At 64.0% G+C, this 15498-nt stretch carries 15 protein-coding genes; 5 read left to right on the forward strand and 10 right to left on the reverse strand.

The window, feature by feature from the left end:
* Window positions 1-194 precede the first annotated feature (194 nt).
* Together LJ656_RS23975 and LJ656_RS23980 are read right to left on the reverse strand one after the other, a co-directional pair.
* Entirely contained in the window at window positions 195-410 is a 216-nt protein-coding gene (locus LJ656_RS23975) for a YMGG-like glycine zipper-containing protein (protein WP_230512006.1), read from the reverse strand.
* Window positions 411-421: 11 nt separating this feature from the next.
* Window positions 422-799, reverse strand: coding sequence for a hypothetical protein (locus tag LJ656_RS23980; RefSeq protein WP_230512007.1), 378 nt, complete (start codon window positions 797-799; stop codon window positions 422-424).
* Window positions 800-1402: 603 nt separating this feature from the next.
* On the opposite strand from LJ656_RS23980, the gene LJ656_RS23985 reads away from it, so the two are divergent.
* From LJ656_RS23985 to LJ656_RS23995, 3 genes are all read left to right on the forward strand, one after another.
* Window positions 1403-1894: a helix-turn-helix transcriptional regulator gene (locus LJ656_RS23985; protein WP_230512008.1), complete on the forward strand. Its 492-nt coding sequence runs from the start codon at window positions 1403-1405 to the stop codon at window positions 1892-1894.
* A 2-nt stretch (window positions 1895-1896) separates the two neighbouring features.
* Window positions 1897-3222, forward strand: a complete 1326-nt coding sequence (locus tag LJ656_RS23990; protein ID WP_230512009.1) for a type II toxin-antitoxin system HipA family toxin — start codon at window positions 1897-1899, stop codon at window positions 3220-3222.
* A gap of 277 nt (window positions 3223-3499) precedes the next feature.
* Window positions 3500-4189, forward strand: coding sequence for a phosphatase PAP2 family protein (locus LJ656_RS23995; RefSeq protein ID WP_230512010.1), 690 nt, complete (start codon window positions 3500-3502; stop codon window positions 4187-4189).
* Between the two features lie 120 nt (window positions 4190-4309).
* Here LJ656_RS23995 and LJ656_RS24000 read toward each other — a convergent pair whose 3' ends face one another.
* The 8 genes from LJ656_RS24000 to LJ656_RS24030 all read right to left on the reverse strand — a co-directional run bounded on the left by LJ656_RS24000 (window position 4310) and on the right by LJ656_RS24030 (window position 12402).
* A complete protein-coding gene (locus LJ656_RS24000; protein WP_230512011.1) occupies window positions 4310-4648 on the reverse strand; it encodes an RcnB family protein in 339 nt (112 codons plus the stop codon).
* A gap of 239 nt (window positions 4649-4887) precedes the next feature.
* Entirely contained in the window at window positions 4888-6381 is a 1494-nt protein-coding gene (nhaC, locus tag LJ656_RS24005; protein WP_230512012.1) for a Na+/H+ antiporter NhaC, read from the reverse strand.
* 149 nt (window positions 6382-6530) lie between these two features.
* Complete coding sequence (gene arcA, locus LJ656_RS24010) at window positions 6531-7793, reverse strand: arginine deiminase (RefSeq protein WP_425605997.1); 1263 nt, start codon at window positions 7791-7793, stop codon at window positions 6531-6533.
* 46 nt (window positions 7794-7839) lie between these two features.
* Complete coding sequence (locus LJ656_RS24015) at window positions 7840-9261, reverse strand: basic amino acid/polyamine antiporter (RefSeq protein WP_230512013.1); 1422 nt, start codon at window positions 9259-9261, stop codon at window positions 7840-7842.
* A 559-nt stretch (window positions 9262-9820) separates the two neighbouring features.
* Entirely contained in the window at window positions 9821-11167 is a 1347-nt protein-coding gene (locus tag LJ656_RS24020; RefSeq protein ID WP_230512014.1) for an ATP-binding protein, read from the reverse strand.
* Window positions 11164-11904, reverse strand: coding sequence for a response regulator (locus LJ656_RS24025; RefSeq protein ID WP_230512015.1), 741 nt, complete (start codon window positions 11902-11904; stop codon window positions 11164-11166). The genes LJ656_RS24020 and LJ656_RS24025 overlap by 4 nt, the downstream gene beginning before the upstream one ends.
* Window positions 11905-11911: 7 nt before the next feature.
* A complete protein-coding gene (locus LJ656_RS34905) occupies window positions 11912-12034 on the reverse strand; it encodes a hypothetical protein (protein ID WP_268998760.1) in 123 nt (40 codons plus the stop codon).
* A complete protein-coding gene (locus LJ656_RS24030; protein ID WP_230512016.1) occupies window positions 12031-12402 on the reverse strand; it encodes a GFA family protein in 372 nt (123 codons plus the stop codon). The genes LJ656_RS34905 and LJ656_RS24030 overlap by 4 nt, the downstream gene beginning before the upstream one ends.
* Before the next feature lie 394 nt (window positions 12403-12796).
* On the opposite strand from LJ656_RS24030, the gene LJ656_RS24035 reads away from it, so the two are divergent.
* A complete protein-coding gene (locus LJ656_RS24035; protein ID WP_230512128.1) occupies window positions 12797-13783 on the forward strand; it encodes a patatin-like phospholipase family protein in 987 nt (328 codons plus the stop codon).
* A gap of 2 nt (window positions 13784-13785) precedes the next feature.
* Window positions 13786-15318: a GntP family permease gene (locus tag LJ656_RS24040; protein WP_230512017.1), complete on the forward strand. Its 1533-nt coding sequence runs from the start codon at window positions 13786-13788 to the stop codon at window positions 15316-15318.
* Window positions 15319-15498 lie beyond the last annotated feature (180 nt).

Consider the following 15498-nt stretch of genomic DNA (forward strand, 5'->3'; position numbering starts at 1 on the left):
TGCCGTCGTCACGACGGCTTCCGGTGCGGATATCCTAAGGTCTTTTAAGCATCGATTCAAACCCGCTCACGCGAGCGTCGCATGAGCGGATGTCGCGCGGTAAACGGCAAGGCCGGAGCGCGACACACGTCCCGCCCCGGCCTGCTTACGAACGAATAACTAACGCGCGCTACGGTTCGCGCGACAGTTCGCGCTCAACGGCCGCGGATATTGCCGGCCACCCCGCCCGCCGCGCCGCCGATGATCGCGCCGGTCCACACGTCGCCGCCCGAAATGGCCGCGATACCCGCGCCGGCGCCCGCGCCGAGTGCCGCGCCGCCCACCGTGTTCTGGGTCCGCGGGCTCATGTCCGCGCAACCGACCATCGCAGCCAGCGTCGCAATGCTGACGATCCATCCAAGTCGTTTCATGATCGGGCTCCTTATGGGTTTTTCTTCAGGCCGGGCACGACCATCTGGAACCAGAGGGTTTCGATCACCGGATGCTGGATCATCGTGGGATTGGCCGTGTAATAGCTGTCGAGCCCCTGACGCACGCTGTCGAGCGACTGGCCCTGCATGCCCTTGCCGAAGCGTTGCGCGATGTCGTTGCTGCTCGCCGAATTACCGGCATACGCGCGCTCGATGTCGATCACATTCGCGATACCGACGAGATACGCTTTCTTCGCGTCGTCCGACGAGGCCATCCATTGCTGACCTGTGACAATTGGAATGTTTTCCGCGCGCGCAACATTGCCCACCATTGCGAGCGACACGAAAGTCAGAGATAACAGCGTTCGCCATTGTGGTTTGATTGCCATTACAGACTCCAGTGAAGTGATGTTCTCCAGCGGCCTGCCGCCGAGCGTATCCGGCGGCGCAGATCGGGTTATTTGAAAGAATGGTGTGGGGTTCGTCGCGTCTCCTTTCGGGTTCACCGGACGCTTTGAAGTCTACCGCGTTTCACGCGATTTCCAAGTCTATTTAAAGGTGGCGCACCCAAATAGCGGATTGAATCGCGGACCTGTCGGGCAGCTTGTTTTGACGCGTCCGAATAACCGTTGATTGGCATTAGTTGACATTTTATTTATTCGTTGTTCGCACATTTTCTTCGATAGTAATGCAGATCAATGGTCAATCCCGGCAATTGCGGGTGATTGCGGACGGCACTCGCTCGCGGGCCGCCGACACTCGCTGGATGCTGATCTGGCTGCGCAGCAGCGACTTGGGTACGATTTGCGGGCTTGACCGTTAGTTGCGCGGTTGGTGCGGGCCCACACGCGCCGTGCAGATCTGTTGAGCCCGTTCAGGCTGCGTGATTTACAGTCGTTAGCTTGTAAATGCGAAATACAGTGTATAGACTGTATCTGGTATTTACAGGCTTTAGACTGTTACGCCGCCTCGCCCCCGACCGGAGACCGTCCGTGGACTACGCGATCATCACGCTGAACCAGTTGCGGCCCATCCTGCAAGGCTTCAGGAAAACCGCTGGCCTCACTCAGGCCGCGATGGCCGCACGCCTTGGCGTGACCCAGCAAACCTACGCGCAACTCGAAGCCAATCCGGCCGCCGTCAGCGTCGAGCGGCTTTTCAAGGTGTTGCGAATTCTGCGGGTCGATCTGAAGCTCTCGCAGACGGGCGCCGCAGACCACCAACCCGCCGCGCCAACGCGCACGCCGGCCGCCAAACGCGCACCAGAGGCCAGCGGCGGCAGCGGCGCCGGACCGGCCACGCGCGCGGCGCGCAAGCAGCCGGGCCCCGCGAAGACTCCGGCGCAGGCGCGCGGCACGGCCGCGGCGGAGCGCTCCCCGGGCCCGGCCACCGCCGCGCGCGACACCGGCGGCGCGCGCGCGGTCGCAACGAACCGGCCGGCACGCGCGGCGGCCGGCAGCGGCAAAAAGCGCGAGGAGTGGTAAGCATGGCGCGCAGCACCTCGTCCCGTCTTAACCTGTGGATGAACGGCCTGCCGGTCGGCTATTGGGACACGACCCGCGGCGGCGAGCGTCTGACCTATCTCGACGCGTGGCTCGACGATCCGCAGGGCCGTCCGCTGTCGCTGTCGCTGCCGTTTACGCCCGGCAATCAGCCGTACCGCGGCCAGCTCGTCGCCGACTATTTCGACAATCTGCTGCCCGATAGCGAACCGATCCGGCGCCGCATCGCGGCCCGCTTCCGAATCGGCAGCACCGCGCCGTTTCCGTTGCTCAGCGCGCTCGGCCGCGACTGCGTGGGCGCGCTGCAGATGCTGCCGCCGGACGAAGCGCCGGCCGACCTCACCAGCATCCGCGGCCGCGAACTGAGCGACGCCGAGATCGGCGCGCTGCTGCGCGGCACCACCTCGAGTGCGCCGCTCGGGCAACACGATCCGCTCGAGGACCTGCGGTTATCGATCGCCGGCGCGCAGGAAAAAACCGCGTTGCTGCGGCATCGCGAGCGCTGGCTATTGCCCGAAGGCAGCACCCCGACCACTCATATCTTCAAGCTGCCGCTCGGGCTCGTCGGCAACATGCGGGCCGACATGCGCACGTCGGTGGAAAACGAATGGCTCTGCTCGCAGATCGTCGCCGCGTATGGGCTGCCGGTCGCGCGCTGCGAAATCGCTCAGTTCGACGAACAGAAAGTGCTGATCGTCGAGCGCTTCGATCGGCGTCTTTCGCGCGACGCATCGTGGATCGTGCGACTGCCGCAGGAGGACATGTGCCAGGCCACCGGCCGCTCGGCGCTGCATAAATACGAGTCCGACGGCGGCCCCGGCATCGAAACGATCATGGCGATCCTCGCGGGGTCCGCGCGGACCGAGACCGACCGGCGCAACTTTTTCGCCGCGCAACTGGTTTTCTGGCTACTCGCCGCGACCGACGGCCACGCGAAAAACTTCAGCATCGCGCACCTGCCCGGCAATCGCTACGAAGCCACGCCGCTGTACGACGTGCTGTCCGCGCATCCGATCATCGGCAGCGGCGCGGGTCGGCTGGCGCCGCAGAAAGTGAAACTGGCGATGGCGGTCCGCGGCAGGAACGTCCACTACCTGCTCAATCAGATTCAGCGCCGCCATTGGATCGCCGAAGGACAACGCGCCGGCTTTTCCGCGGCCGCCGTCGACGCGCTGATCGACGAACTGAGTTCGCAGACCGAAGCCGTGATCGAACAGGTGGCGTCGCGCTTGCCCGGCGATTTTCCGATGGATGTGGCCGATGCGGTATTCGGCGGAATGCGCCGTCTGAACGAAAAGCTCGCGCGGTAGCCGGCGGCGGACAAGCACTTGGGGCACAACGGGCGCGCTCTGCGGGTGTGGTATGAAGAATAGGACTGCGCGTTTCGCGGCTGGCGGCGACCCGATAGTTGGATCCGGCCTGGCCAGCATCCGACCGGCGCGCTGTTATCGCGTAGATGTCACTGAAAAGTTGACGATGAAAATGTTAAGTAAATTTTGTCAATGAACGTAAGCAATTAAAATATATCCGCGGCGAATGGCTTATGCTGATTCTCCATCGCGATAAGCACCTATTTCTTACAACAAAATGAACAGCTTCGATTCGTCCATCGAAACCTATCTGTCGAGTCTTCATTTCGGCCCTATCGCGACACTTTCCATTCGCGCGATCGCCAACCTTTACACCTTCAAAGGCCTCGTTCTCATTCCGCTGCTGTGGTGGATGTGGTTTCAGCAAGACGAGCGCCGCGCATGGCGTCGCGAGATGGTGATTGCAACGCTGGCGAGCGGCCTCGTCGCGTTGTTCCTCGGCAGAGCGCTGACGCACTGGCTGCCGTTCCGGGTACGCCCGATCTACAGCCCCGAACTGCATCTGCAGTTCGCCAACGCAACCAAAGACTCGATGCTGACGGACTGGAGTTCGTTTCCGAGCGATCACGCGATGCTCTGGATGGCGATCGCCACTGGTATTTTCCTGGTCTGGCGCTGGGTCGGCGTGCTGGCGATTCTCTATACCGCGCTCTTTATCTGCGTGCCGCGCGCGTATCTCGGCTACCACTACCCGACCGATTTACTGGCCGGCGCCGCAGTGGGCATCGGGATTACCGTGCTGATGACGCGCGACGCGCTGCGCGCGCGTTACGCCACGCCGGCGCTGCGGTGGATGGAACGCTATCCGGGACCTTCGGCGGCGCTGGCCTTCATTCTCTGCCTCGAACTGGTCACGCAGTTCGACGAACTGCGCAAGGCAGCGAGCAGCATCGTCGTGCATTTTTGAGCCGTTGCGGCTCGCGTGGCCGGCCAAAAGAATTGCCCGGGTTTTGCGGCGCGCAAACCGCGCTCACCGCAAGGCCCGGGCATCAGAGCAGATGGCGGGTTCAGACTGACGGCTTGCGCGTCACTGCGTTCCCGGCACGATGGTCGAGATCGTCCAGTTGTTGGTCGACACGAGAATGTAGTCGCCGTTCACGCCTAGCCATCTATGGCCGCGCGGCGGCGCGTTCAGGCCGTGGCCGCGCCAGTCGTCCAACGCGAAAATGTGGTCACGGTAGTCGGTCGGCACGCGCTGGCCTTTATGCCAGTCGCGATGCGGAATCGACGGCATCACCTGCATGCGCCCCGAACCGCCCGTCGCACCGGCATCCGGCGGCGGGGGTGGCGGTCCCGCCGCGATCGCAATCGCCGATACGCCAGAGAAGCAGACAGCGATGAGTTGCGCAATCATCCGTTTATTCATGTCGAACCTCCGTGCGGTGAAAAAGTCATGGCATTCACGTGATGCGATCATCGAACTGCTCGCAAATCCACAACGACGACTCGAAGTACATTGCCGCCGATAGTCGGTATATAGCGAATGCAATTACCTCAATCGGATTAAATAAAAAGCATAAATTCAGGTATTACTCGAAGTCGTTAAAAGTATAGTAAAAGGATTTTCGACTTCAAGCGGTGCGGTCCGCGCGCAACCGCCGAGCTTCATGCGTCCGGATCGAGGGGCGGGCCAGCCGATGCAACCGGCGCGGCCGGCGCGGCTGGCGTCGCGATACGCGGCATGCGCACACCGGCATACGCAATCGCCACCGTCAGCAGCGGACTCAGAAAACAGAACACTGCATACGGCGCATAGCTGAGCGTGGACACGCCGAGCGTCGCCGCCATATATGCGCCGCAACTGTTCCATGGAATCAGCGCGCCGGTCGGCGTCGCCGCATCGCCGACCGCGCGCGACAACACCACCGGCTCGAAGCCGCGCTGCGCGAAAGCGTTCTTGAACATGCGCGCGGGTAGAACCACCGCAATGTACTGATCGGCCGTCACGATATTGGTCGCGACGATCGAGGCCACCAGCGACGCCACCAACGCACCAGCGCTTTTCGCCCGTTCGATCACCGGCGTGATCACGCGCTCGAGCACCCCGCACTTCTCGACCACGCCGCCGAACGCGAGCGCGGTGATGATCAGCCACACCGTGTCGAGCATGCTTTCCATCCCGCCGCGCGAGACCAGCAGGTCGAGCTGGGGATTGCCCGTCGACAGCTTGTAGCCGTTCGCGAGCGCAAGCCACACGCCTTTGACGACCGCGAGCCATTCCGGCACATCGGGCCTCGCGGCCGCAAACGCGATCACCCGTTCGGGCGCCACGCACACCGCGAGCACGCCGCCCGCGAGCGCGCCGAGAAAGATCGCGGTAAACGGCGGCGTCTTCAGCAGCGCCAGCACGATCACCAGAATCAGCGGCACGAACAGCCACAGCGAAATATGGAACGCTCCTTGCATCGCCTGGATTTCACCGCTGGCGTCAAAATCGCCGGGCCTGCCGACCAGATAGAACAGCCCGAGCGAGACGATCATCGCGAGTGCGGAGGTCAACAACACTTCGCGCAGATGCCGGTAGAGGTCGACGCCGGCGGCCGCCGCGGCGAGATTGGCTGAATCGGACAGCGGCGAGGATTTGTCGCCGAGATACGCGCCCGAGATGATCGCGCCGGCGGTGATGGCCGGATTCAGGCCCATCCCGTGCGCGATGCCCATCAGGCCGATGCCGATCGTGCCGGCCACCGTCCACGAACTGCCGATGCTCATCGACACGAAGCCGCAGATGACCGCCGCGGTCACATAGAAATAATTGGGACTCAGAAGCTTCAGGCCGTAATAGACCATCCCGACCAGCGTGCCGCTTAGCGCCCACGTGCCGATCAACGCGCCGACCGCGAACAGGATGAAGATCGCGCCGATGCCGGTGCTGACGCTGGCGACCGCCGCCTCGCCGAGCGACGCCAGCGTATGCCCGCGGCGCCAGCCGATGAACACCGCGATCATCGTCGCGATCACGAGGCCGACCTGGTTCGGGCCGCCCGCACCCGCGTCGCCGAACAGATAGAAGGACAGCCCCACCAGAACGACGAGGCTCGCGATTGGAATAATTGCCTCGGTCATCGTGACCGGCTGCGGTGTTTCGGGCCTCTTCATTTGCAATGTTCCCCGTAGCGACGGCCGCCGCGAACGCGTGGCCGTCGCGCGGCATGCACTGCCGCGCTGCACGTGCCGCCACCCGCTCGCCGGCTTCGCGAGCGGGTGGCGCCTTTCCAGTCAGCCGCTGGATTGCTGCGCCGAAACGATCAGTAGTCGACCGGATCGCGGATGATCGGGCAGGTCATGCAGTGGCCGCCGCCACGTCCACGGCCCAGTTCGGCGCCGACGATCGTAATCACCTCGATACCCTGCTTGCGCAGCAGCGTGTTGGTGTAGGTGTTGCGGTCGTATGCATAGACGACGCCCGGCGACGCGCACACGAGGTTCGCGCCGCTGTCCCACTGCGTGCGCTCGCGCTGGTAGTCGGTGCCGCCGGCCTCGACCACGCGCAGCTGTTTCAGGCCCAACGCCTCGGCCACCACGTCGGTGAACGGCTTGTTTTCCGCATGCAATTCGACGCCGCTCGGATGGCTGCTCGGCCGGTACGAGAACGTGCGGGTCTTCGCCATGAAGTCGGGCGCGACCAGCACGCAATCGCGGTCCGCGAACGTGAAGACCGTATCGAGGTGCATCGCCGCGCGAATCTTCGGCATTGCCGCGACGATCACGCGCTCGGCGGCGCCCTTCTGGAACAGCGTGGCAGCCAGCTGGCTGATCGCCTGACGCGAGGTGCGCTCGCTCATGCCGATCAGCACGACGCCCTTGCCGATCGGCATCACGTCGCCGCCTTCGAGCGTGGCGAGGCCATGGTCCTGGGTCGGATCGCCCCACCACACGTTGACCTTGCCCGCGAAGTCCGGGTGGAACTTGTAGATCGCGGTGGTGAGGATCGTCTCTTCGTGACGCGCCGGCCAATACAGCGGGTTCAGCGTGACGCCGCCGTAGATCCAGCAGGTGGTGTCGCGCGTGTACAGCGTGTTCGGCAGCGGCGCCAGCAGATATTCGGTGCCTTGCGCGGCCTCCTTCGCGACTTCCAGCGCCTTGCCGCCGTGCGCTTCCGGAAAGTCGTGAATCGACAGACCGCCGATCAACGTTTCGGCCAGCTTACGATTGTCGAGCCCTTCCAGATAGCTGCGCAGTTCATCGATAAAGCCGAGACCGACCTGATTGGGCACCACCTGGTTGTCGAGAATCCACTTCTTGCCCTCGGGCACCGCGACCGTTTCCGCGAGCAGATTGTGCATCTCGACCACTTCGACGCCGCGGTCGCGCATCTTCGTGACGAAATCGAAGTGATCGCGCTTGGCGTTCTCGACCCACAGCACATCGTCGAACAGCAACTCGTCGCAATTGCTCGGGGTCAGGCGCTGATGCGCGATGCCCGGCGCGCACACCATCACCTTGCGCAATTGTCCGACTTCGGAGTAGACACCCAAACCGCCCGCTTTCGCGTCTGTATTCGCCATCATGATCTCCTGAATGCCAGTATTGGCCAGCTACGTTCAATGGAATCCTTCAGAGTGCGATTCTGCCGGTCGCAAGTCCGTAAACACCGATGATCGCGCCGATCGCGGCGGCGATAAAGATAATCCAGTCCGAGCCCTTGAAGACGCTCTTGTTCTGTTCGCGCCGCGCCCACACGTAAAGTGCGGTGCCGGGCGCATACAACACCGCGGACAGCAGAATGAATTTGAGGCCGCCCGCCCAGATCATGAACACCGTATAAATTACCGCGACAGCCGCCATGATCAGATCGCGCCGGCGTTCCTCGGGGCGCACGTCGTAACTCTCGCCGCGATTCGAAAGCATGAACCCGTATGCGGCCACGAACAGATACGGTATCAGCGACATCGCACTGGTCAGATTGAGCATCAGCGCGAACGCGTCGCGCGAGAAGTACGTGCTGATGACCAGCAGCTGCACGACGATGTTGGTCAGCCACAGCGCGTTGGCCGGCACCTTGTTGGCATTTTCCTTCGCGAACACCGCCGGCATGTCTTTGGTCTTGGCCGCGGTGAACAGCACTTCCGCGCAGATCAGCGACCACGCGAGATAGGCGCCCAGCACCGACACCAGCAGACCCACGCTGACGAACACCGCGCCCCAGTGACCGACCACCGATTCGAGCACCGCGGCCATCGACGGCTGCCGCATCCCGGCGACGTCGGCACGCGCGAGCACCGCGTACGGGAGCATCGTCACCAGCACCATCAGCGTCGTGACGACGATGAAGCCGAGGATCGTGGCCTGGCCGACATCGGAGCGCTCGCGCGCATAGCGGGAGTAGACGCTCGCCCCTTCGATACCGATGAAGACGAACACGGTGACCAGCATCGTCGCGCGCACCTGTTCGACGATGCCGCCTTCGAGACCGCCGCCGTACAGATTGGCCTGGAACAGGTCCATCCTGAAGCCGAAGATCAGGATCACGATGAACACCACGATCGGAATGACTTTGGCGACCGTGACGATACTGTTGATGAAGGCCGCCTGTTGCACGCCCTTCAGGATCATGAAGTGGAACAGCCAGATGCCGATTGATGCGACGATGATCGCGACCAACGTGTTGCCGTCGCCGAACACCGGGAAAAACGCGCCGAGCGTCGACTTGATTAGCACCCAGTAGGAGACGTTGCCGATACAGCTACCGATCCAGTAGCCGAAGGCGGAAAGAAAGCCCGGATAATCGCCGAAGCCCGCTTTCGCATACGCGAACACGCCGGCGTCCAGATCGGGTTTTCGTTCGGCCAGCGACTGGAACACCCGCGCCAGCATATACATGCCGGTACCGGCGATCAGCCACGCAATGATGGCGCCTATGGGCCCGGTGGCATTCGCGAAGGTCCGCGGCAGGGAGAAGATCCCGGCGCCGACCATGCCGCCCACCACCATCCCGGTGAGCTGCATCTTTGACATTTTCTGTGGAGTAGACGCCATTCGAATTCCTCTTCGTTACCTTTTTAACTACGGTTTGTAATCAGATACGAACGAAACGTGTCTCTCGACCAATCGAGTTCCGATCAGCCGCACTACTCTGCCAGCCAAGACGTGAAAAGAATGGGGTGTCCGTTGGCGTTTGTCAATTGAATGGCAGGTTAAATTGCAGTTCTTTCGATGCGTGCCGTTTGATTCGCTCACGCATACCCTGGATGGCGCTGGGTGTCGAGCCTTTGATGAATGCGCGCGCGATCGCCGCGCATAATCGCAACGCGGCAATAAGACAATTCGTCGGAGCAACGGCTCGACGCGGCGGCATGATGGCGAGATTGCGCGGGCGGAGCAGAAACCGCACGCACCCGCGAAGTGGACGGACCGCGCAAAGAGCGTTACGCGGTGATTCGGCAAGCGCAATTGAGCGGCATGCGTAGTTTTAAGAGAGCCGCAATTGGCATCAATTGCGACCGTAATTTGACAATGCTATTGTCGTATCGAACAAAAACGCGAATACGGCGAGATTGTCAATACATGCTCCGGTATTGTGATACGCCATTTATATTTAAAGCAATTTTCTCAATCTCAGGCGCGCTTCGAGTCCGCCGCCCGCGCGATTATGCAGCGTCAGCGTCGCATCCATCGCGAGCGCGAGTTGCCGTGCGATCGCAAGTCCCAGCCCGGTGCCGCCGGTCTGCCGGTTGCGCGAACCCTCCAGCCGGTAGAACGGCTCGAACACCGTCTCCAATGCTTCGGCCGGAATCCCCGGGCCGCGATCGAGCACCGCTACGGTCGCCTCGCCGTCGTGCAACGCGCCGATCTCGATCTGCGCGGCCCCGCCGTACTTCAGCGCGTTATCGACCAGATTGCCGACGATGCGCCGCAACGCCTGCGGCCGCACGGTCAGCGACTGGCCGAAACGCCCCTGCAGTGTCACGTCCTGCCCCGCATCGACGTAGTCGCACACGAGGCTGTCGAACAGCGCGTCGGGGTCGATCCGCAGCGGCACCTCGGCGGTGCCGTGCATCGTGCGCGCGTAGGTGACGCCCTCTTTCACGAGCGCCTCCATCTCGTGCAGGTCCTGGCGCAGCTTCGCGGCCTCCGCTTCACTGTCCATCGTGTCGACGCGCAGCCGCATGCGGGTGATCGGCGTTTGCAGATCGTGCGAGATCGCCGCGAGTATCTGCATGCGCTCGGTCATGTAGGTCGCGATCCGGTCCTGCATCGCGTTGAACGCGCGCGCGGCGCGCGCCACTTCGGACGGCCCGCTCTCGGGTAGGCGCGCGGCTTTCAGGTCGGGGCCGAGCGTGTCGGCCGCCAGCGCCAGTTGGTGCAGCGGCCGGGTTGCGAGCCGCACCGCGAGCCAGCAGCAGGCGGCCAGCACGACCAATTGTAGCGTCAGCACGAGCGGCAGCCAACGCGACAGCGGCGCGCCGGACATCGGCCGCAGATCGATCGTCAGCGGCGTGCCGTCGGTTAGGCGCAGATGCACCTGCAGGCGCTCGCGCTCGCCGGGCACCGCGTTGACCGTCAACGGATAGCGCGTGCCGATGCCGTCGCCGATCGACTGCGCGACCCGGGCCGACAGACTCGCATCGACCGGCGCGCCGGGCACCCCGGGGCCGAGCATGAATTCGTAGCTGCGCCGCGCGAGCCGCGGCAGCCACTGCGCGCGCTCGTCGGGCGGCAGATGGTCGAGCAGCGCGACCGAACTCGCGACCTCGCGCTCGATATAACCCATCATCACATTGGTCATCGTCTGGTCGCGCTCGGTCATGGTCAGCCAGAACGACAGCGTCTGCGCGAGCGCGAGCCCGACGAACAGGATCAGCGCGAGCCGCGCGAACAGCGTGCGCGGCCAGTGCGGCCAGCGCCAGCCGCGCGCGCGTTGCGGCAACGGCAGCGCGCTCATCGCGGCTCCGCGAGCGAGCTCACCGCGGCGGAAAACACATAGCCCTCGCTGCGCAGTGTCTTGATGTAGCGCGGCTCGCGCGCGCCGTCGCGCAGCCGCTGACGCAGCCGGCTCACCATCAGATCGATCGAACGGTCGAACGGGTCGGCCTGGCGGCCCTGGGTCAGGTTGAGCAACTGGTCGCGCGTCAGCACCCGCTGCGGATGATCGAGAAACACCCGCAGCAGCCGGTACTCGGCACCGCTGAGCGCGACCATCGTGCCGTCCGCGTCGAGCAGATGGCGCGCGGTCGTGTCCAGACGCCAGTCGCCGAAGCACAGCATCTGCGCCGACTCGCTCACCTGCATGCCGGGCGGCAGCATACGCGCGCGGCGAAGCACCGAGCGAATCCGCGCGAGCAATTCGCGCGCCGCGAACGGTTTGGTCAGGTAGTCGTCGGCGCCCATTTCGAGGCCGACGATCCGGTCGGCTTCCTCGTTGCGCGCGGTCAGCATCAACACCGGCACCGTGCGGAATTTGCCGGAGCGCAACTCGCGGCATAGTTCGAGGCCGTCTTCGCCGGGCAGCATCAGGTCGAGCACGATCAGGTCCGGCGCGCCGTTTTCGAGCGCGGCGCGCATCATCCGGCCGTTGGCCGCGAGCGACACGCGGATGCCGTTCTTCTCCAGATAGCCGGCAAGCAGTTCGCGAATGCCGCGATCGTCGTCGACGATCAATACGTGGTCGGTGGATTCCATTGACGGTTTATCTGTTGCGGCGTTTCGGTTGCACGGCACCCGGCTGGAGCAGGTTGCACTGGAACGGTTGCGCGAGTTCGGCCGCGAGACCGCCGGCGATCAGCGCCGCGATGGCGAGCAGGCGTCTCATGCGTCCTCCAGCACCGACAGACTCGCGCCGTCGGCCACGTTGGCTGCGAGCGCATACGGGTCGACGCCGTCGAGGCAACCGATGTTGACGCGCCATTGCCCCGGGTCCCTGCGGGTCTGATGAAACGGGTAGATGCCGCAATGCTTGCAGAAATAGTGCTTCGCGACCTTCGTGTTGAACTGGTACAGCGTCAGCGCGTCTTCGCCGCTCAGAATCTTCAGTTGCTCGGCCGGAAAGAGCGGCGTCATCAATGCGCCCTTGCGGCGGCACAGGCTGCAGTTGCAGCGGCCGGCGGGCGTGATTCCGGTCTGGACTTCGAAGCGAACAGCCCCGCAGTGACAGGACCCTTGCAGTACAGCGGCGCTCATCGTGCACTCCGTGATTTGACAATGTCTGCTTTATAGCCTGGTTCGTCTGTCCGAATATGTCGTAATGTATCTGTCCATCGCGCCGATACATAAGCTTGCAATTAACGTGTGCTCGGTTGTGACGCCGAAGGTGAAAAATGAATACGCTTGACTTTTAATCGCGGCACACTTCCAATAGCCAGGTTGCGTTGCGGCGCCGCACCAATTCAACGCGGGCCGCATTCATTGCGCGCTTGAACCTCGCGTAATTCAACCGTAATTCAGCCTGCCGTTGTTTTGTCCGCCGTATCTCTCGGTGCCAGCTCGAAACGGAGCACTCCTCACTTTCGGAGTTGTCTTGGCCGCAACAAATAATCAGTCCACTCCCCGCGAATCCGCCCGCATCGACCTCGCGCTGCAAGGCGGCGGCTCGCACGGAGCATTCACCTGGGGCGTACTCGACCGTTTGCTCGAAGAGCCGTGGCTGCAAGTCGAAGGTATCTCGGGGACCTCGGCCGGCGCGATGAACGCGGCCGTGATGGTGAGCGGCTATCAACGCGACGGCGCCGCCGGCGCGCGTGCCGCGCTCGAAGCGTTCTGGCGACGCGTGTTCGAAGCGTCGGTATACAGCCCGTTCCGGCGCAGTCCGTTCGACGTGATGATGGGCCGCTGGACCCTCGACTATTCGCCGTTCTTCATCGCGATGGATCTCGCGGCGCGAATGTTCTCGCCGTACGACCTGAATCCGCGCGGCGTGCATCCGCTGCAGAAGATCCTGCAGGAGTCGATCGATTTCGAGCACCTGCGCAATGCGCCGATCAAGCTGTTCATCACCGCGACGCGCGTGCGCACCGGCCAGGCGCGGGTGTTCCGCAATGCCGATCTGACGCCCGAGGTGCTGCTCGCATCCGGCTGTCTGCCGACGCTGTTCCAGGCGGTGAAGATCGACGGCGAGGACTACTGGGACGGCGGCTACGCGGGCAATCCGACCATCACGCCGCTGGTGCGCGAATGCACGTCGAGCGACACGCTGCTGATCCAGGTCAACCCGGTCGAGCGCGATGAGACGCCGCGCAGCGCGCGCGACATCATCAGCCGGCTGAACGAAGTCGCGTTCAACGCGCCGCTGCTCAAGGAGCTGCGGATGATCGCGCTGCTGCGCCGCGCGGCCGACGCCGGCAGCGACGAAGGCCGTCACTGGGCGCAAATGCGCATCCACCGGATTTCGAGCGAGGTGATGAAGGAACTCGGTTATTCGTCGAAGCTGAACGCCGAGTGGAGTTTCCTGACCATGCTGCGCGACGAGGGCCGGCGCGCGGCCGAAGCGTTCCTCGCCGAGCACGGCGATTCGATCGGCGTGCGTTCGTCGCTCGATCTCGACGCGTTGCTCGACGGAGTCTGACCATGGACGTCATTACGTTGTCACCGCTCGCGATCGGGCTCGGTCTGTTCGGCATGCTCGCGAGTCTGGCGCTGCTGATCGGTTTCGCGTATCGCGGCTGGACCGTGCTGCTGCTCGCGCCGTTCGCGGCGATGCTGGCCGCCGCGATTTCGGGCGAGCCGATTCTCGCGCATTGGACCCAGACCTTCATGAACAGCGCCGCGCGCTTTCTCGCGCAGTTCTTCCCGCTATTCCTGCTCGGCGCGCTGTTCGGCAAGCTGATGGAAGACAGCGGCTCCGTCAAGGCGATCGCCGGCTATATGACCGAAAAGCTCGGCGCGCATCGGGCGATCCTCGCGGTCGTGATCGGCGGTGCGCTCGTCACCTATGGCGGTGTGAGCCTGTTCGTCGCGTTCTTCGTGATCGCGCCGATGGGCACCGCGCTGTTCCAGGCCGCCAATATTCCGCGCCGGCTGATGCCGGCCGCGATCGCGCTCGGCACGTCGACCTTCACGATGTCCGCATTGCCCGGCACGCCGGCGATCCAGAACGCGATCCCGATGCCGTTCTTCGGCACGACGCCGTTCGCGGCGCCGGGGCTCGGCGTGATCGCAAGTATCGTGATGATCGGGTTCGGGCTGTGGTGGCTGTCTTTGCAACAATCGCGCGCGCAGGCGGCTAATGAAGGGTTCGACGGCGTTGCCGTCGCGGGCGCGGGGGCCGCCGCGGGTGCTGCTGTCGCCGCTGCACCGGCCGCGAGACCGACGCCCGACGCGGCGCTCGTGCGCGAACGCGCGACCGTGTCGCAAAGTTTCGATCCGGAAGAAGCGACGCGCGGCCATCTCAGCGAGGACCTGCCGTCGTTCGGCGTCGCGATGACGCCGCTGGTGCTGGTCGTGCTGCTGAACTTCGTGATGAACGTGCTAGTGCTGCCGCGCATCGACGCCGATTATCTGGCCGAGCCGCGCTGGGGCGAGACCTCGCTGGCGGCGGTCGGCGGTGTATGGGGCGTGTGCGTTGCGCTGACCGTCGCGATCGTCGTGCTGATCCTGCTCAATCGCCGCCGCTTGCCGGCGCTTCGCGCGACCATCGATGCCGGCGCGAACGCGTCGGTGCTGCCGGTGCTGAGCGTCGGCAGTCTGGTCGGCTATGGCGCGGTGATCGCCGCGCTGCCCGCGTTCGAACTGGTGCGCGAATGGGTGCTCGGGCTCGGCGGCGGGCCGCTGGTGTCGCTGGCGGTCGCCACCAACCTGCTCGCGGCGCTGACCGGCTCCGCGTCCGGCGGCCTGACCATCGCGCTCGATGCGCTCGGCAGCACCTATCTGCAACTGGCCGGCCAGTACGGGATCGATCCGGCGTTGCTGCACCGGGTCGCGGTGATCTCGTCGGGCACGCTCGACAGCCTGCCGCACAACGGCGCGGTCGTCACGCTGCTCGCGGTGTGCGGCTCGACGCATCGCGAGAGCTATCGGGACATCGTGATCGTCGGGATTCTCGGCGCGCTGCTCGCGCTGGTGGTGGTGATCGTGCTGGGGACGCTGTTCGGGTCGTTCTGAAGACACAATACGGCATTCTGGTTTTGGTGCAGGCGCCCGAACGGGGGCCGGAAGTATCGAGGGGTCTTGCACTGACGGTGGTTGCCGTCGATGCAAGACCCCTTTGTGTTTCCGCTCGCCACCCTAGCGGCTTGCAGGGCCGGCTGCGCGGGCCACGGTATCAACGACCTATGATCGCCC

This window comes from Paraburkholderia sejongensis (genome assembly GCF_020880815.1).
GTDB lineage: Bacteria > Pseudomonadota > Gammaproteobacteria > Burkholderiales > Burkholderiaceae > Paraburkholderia > Paraburkholderia sejongensis.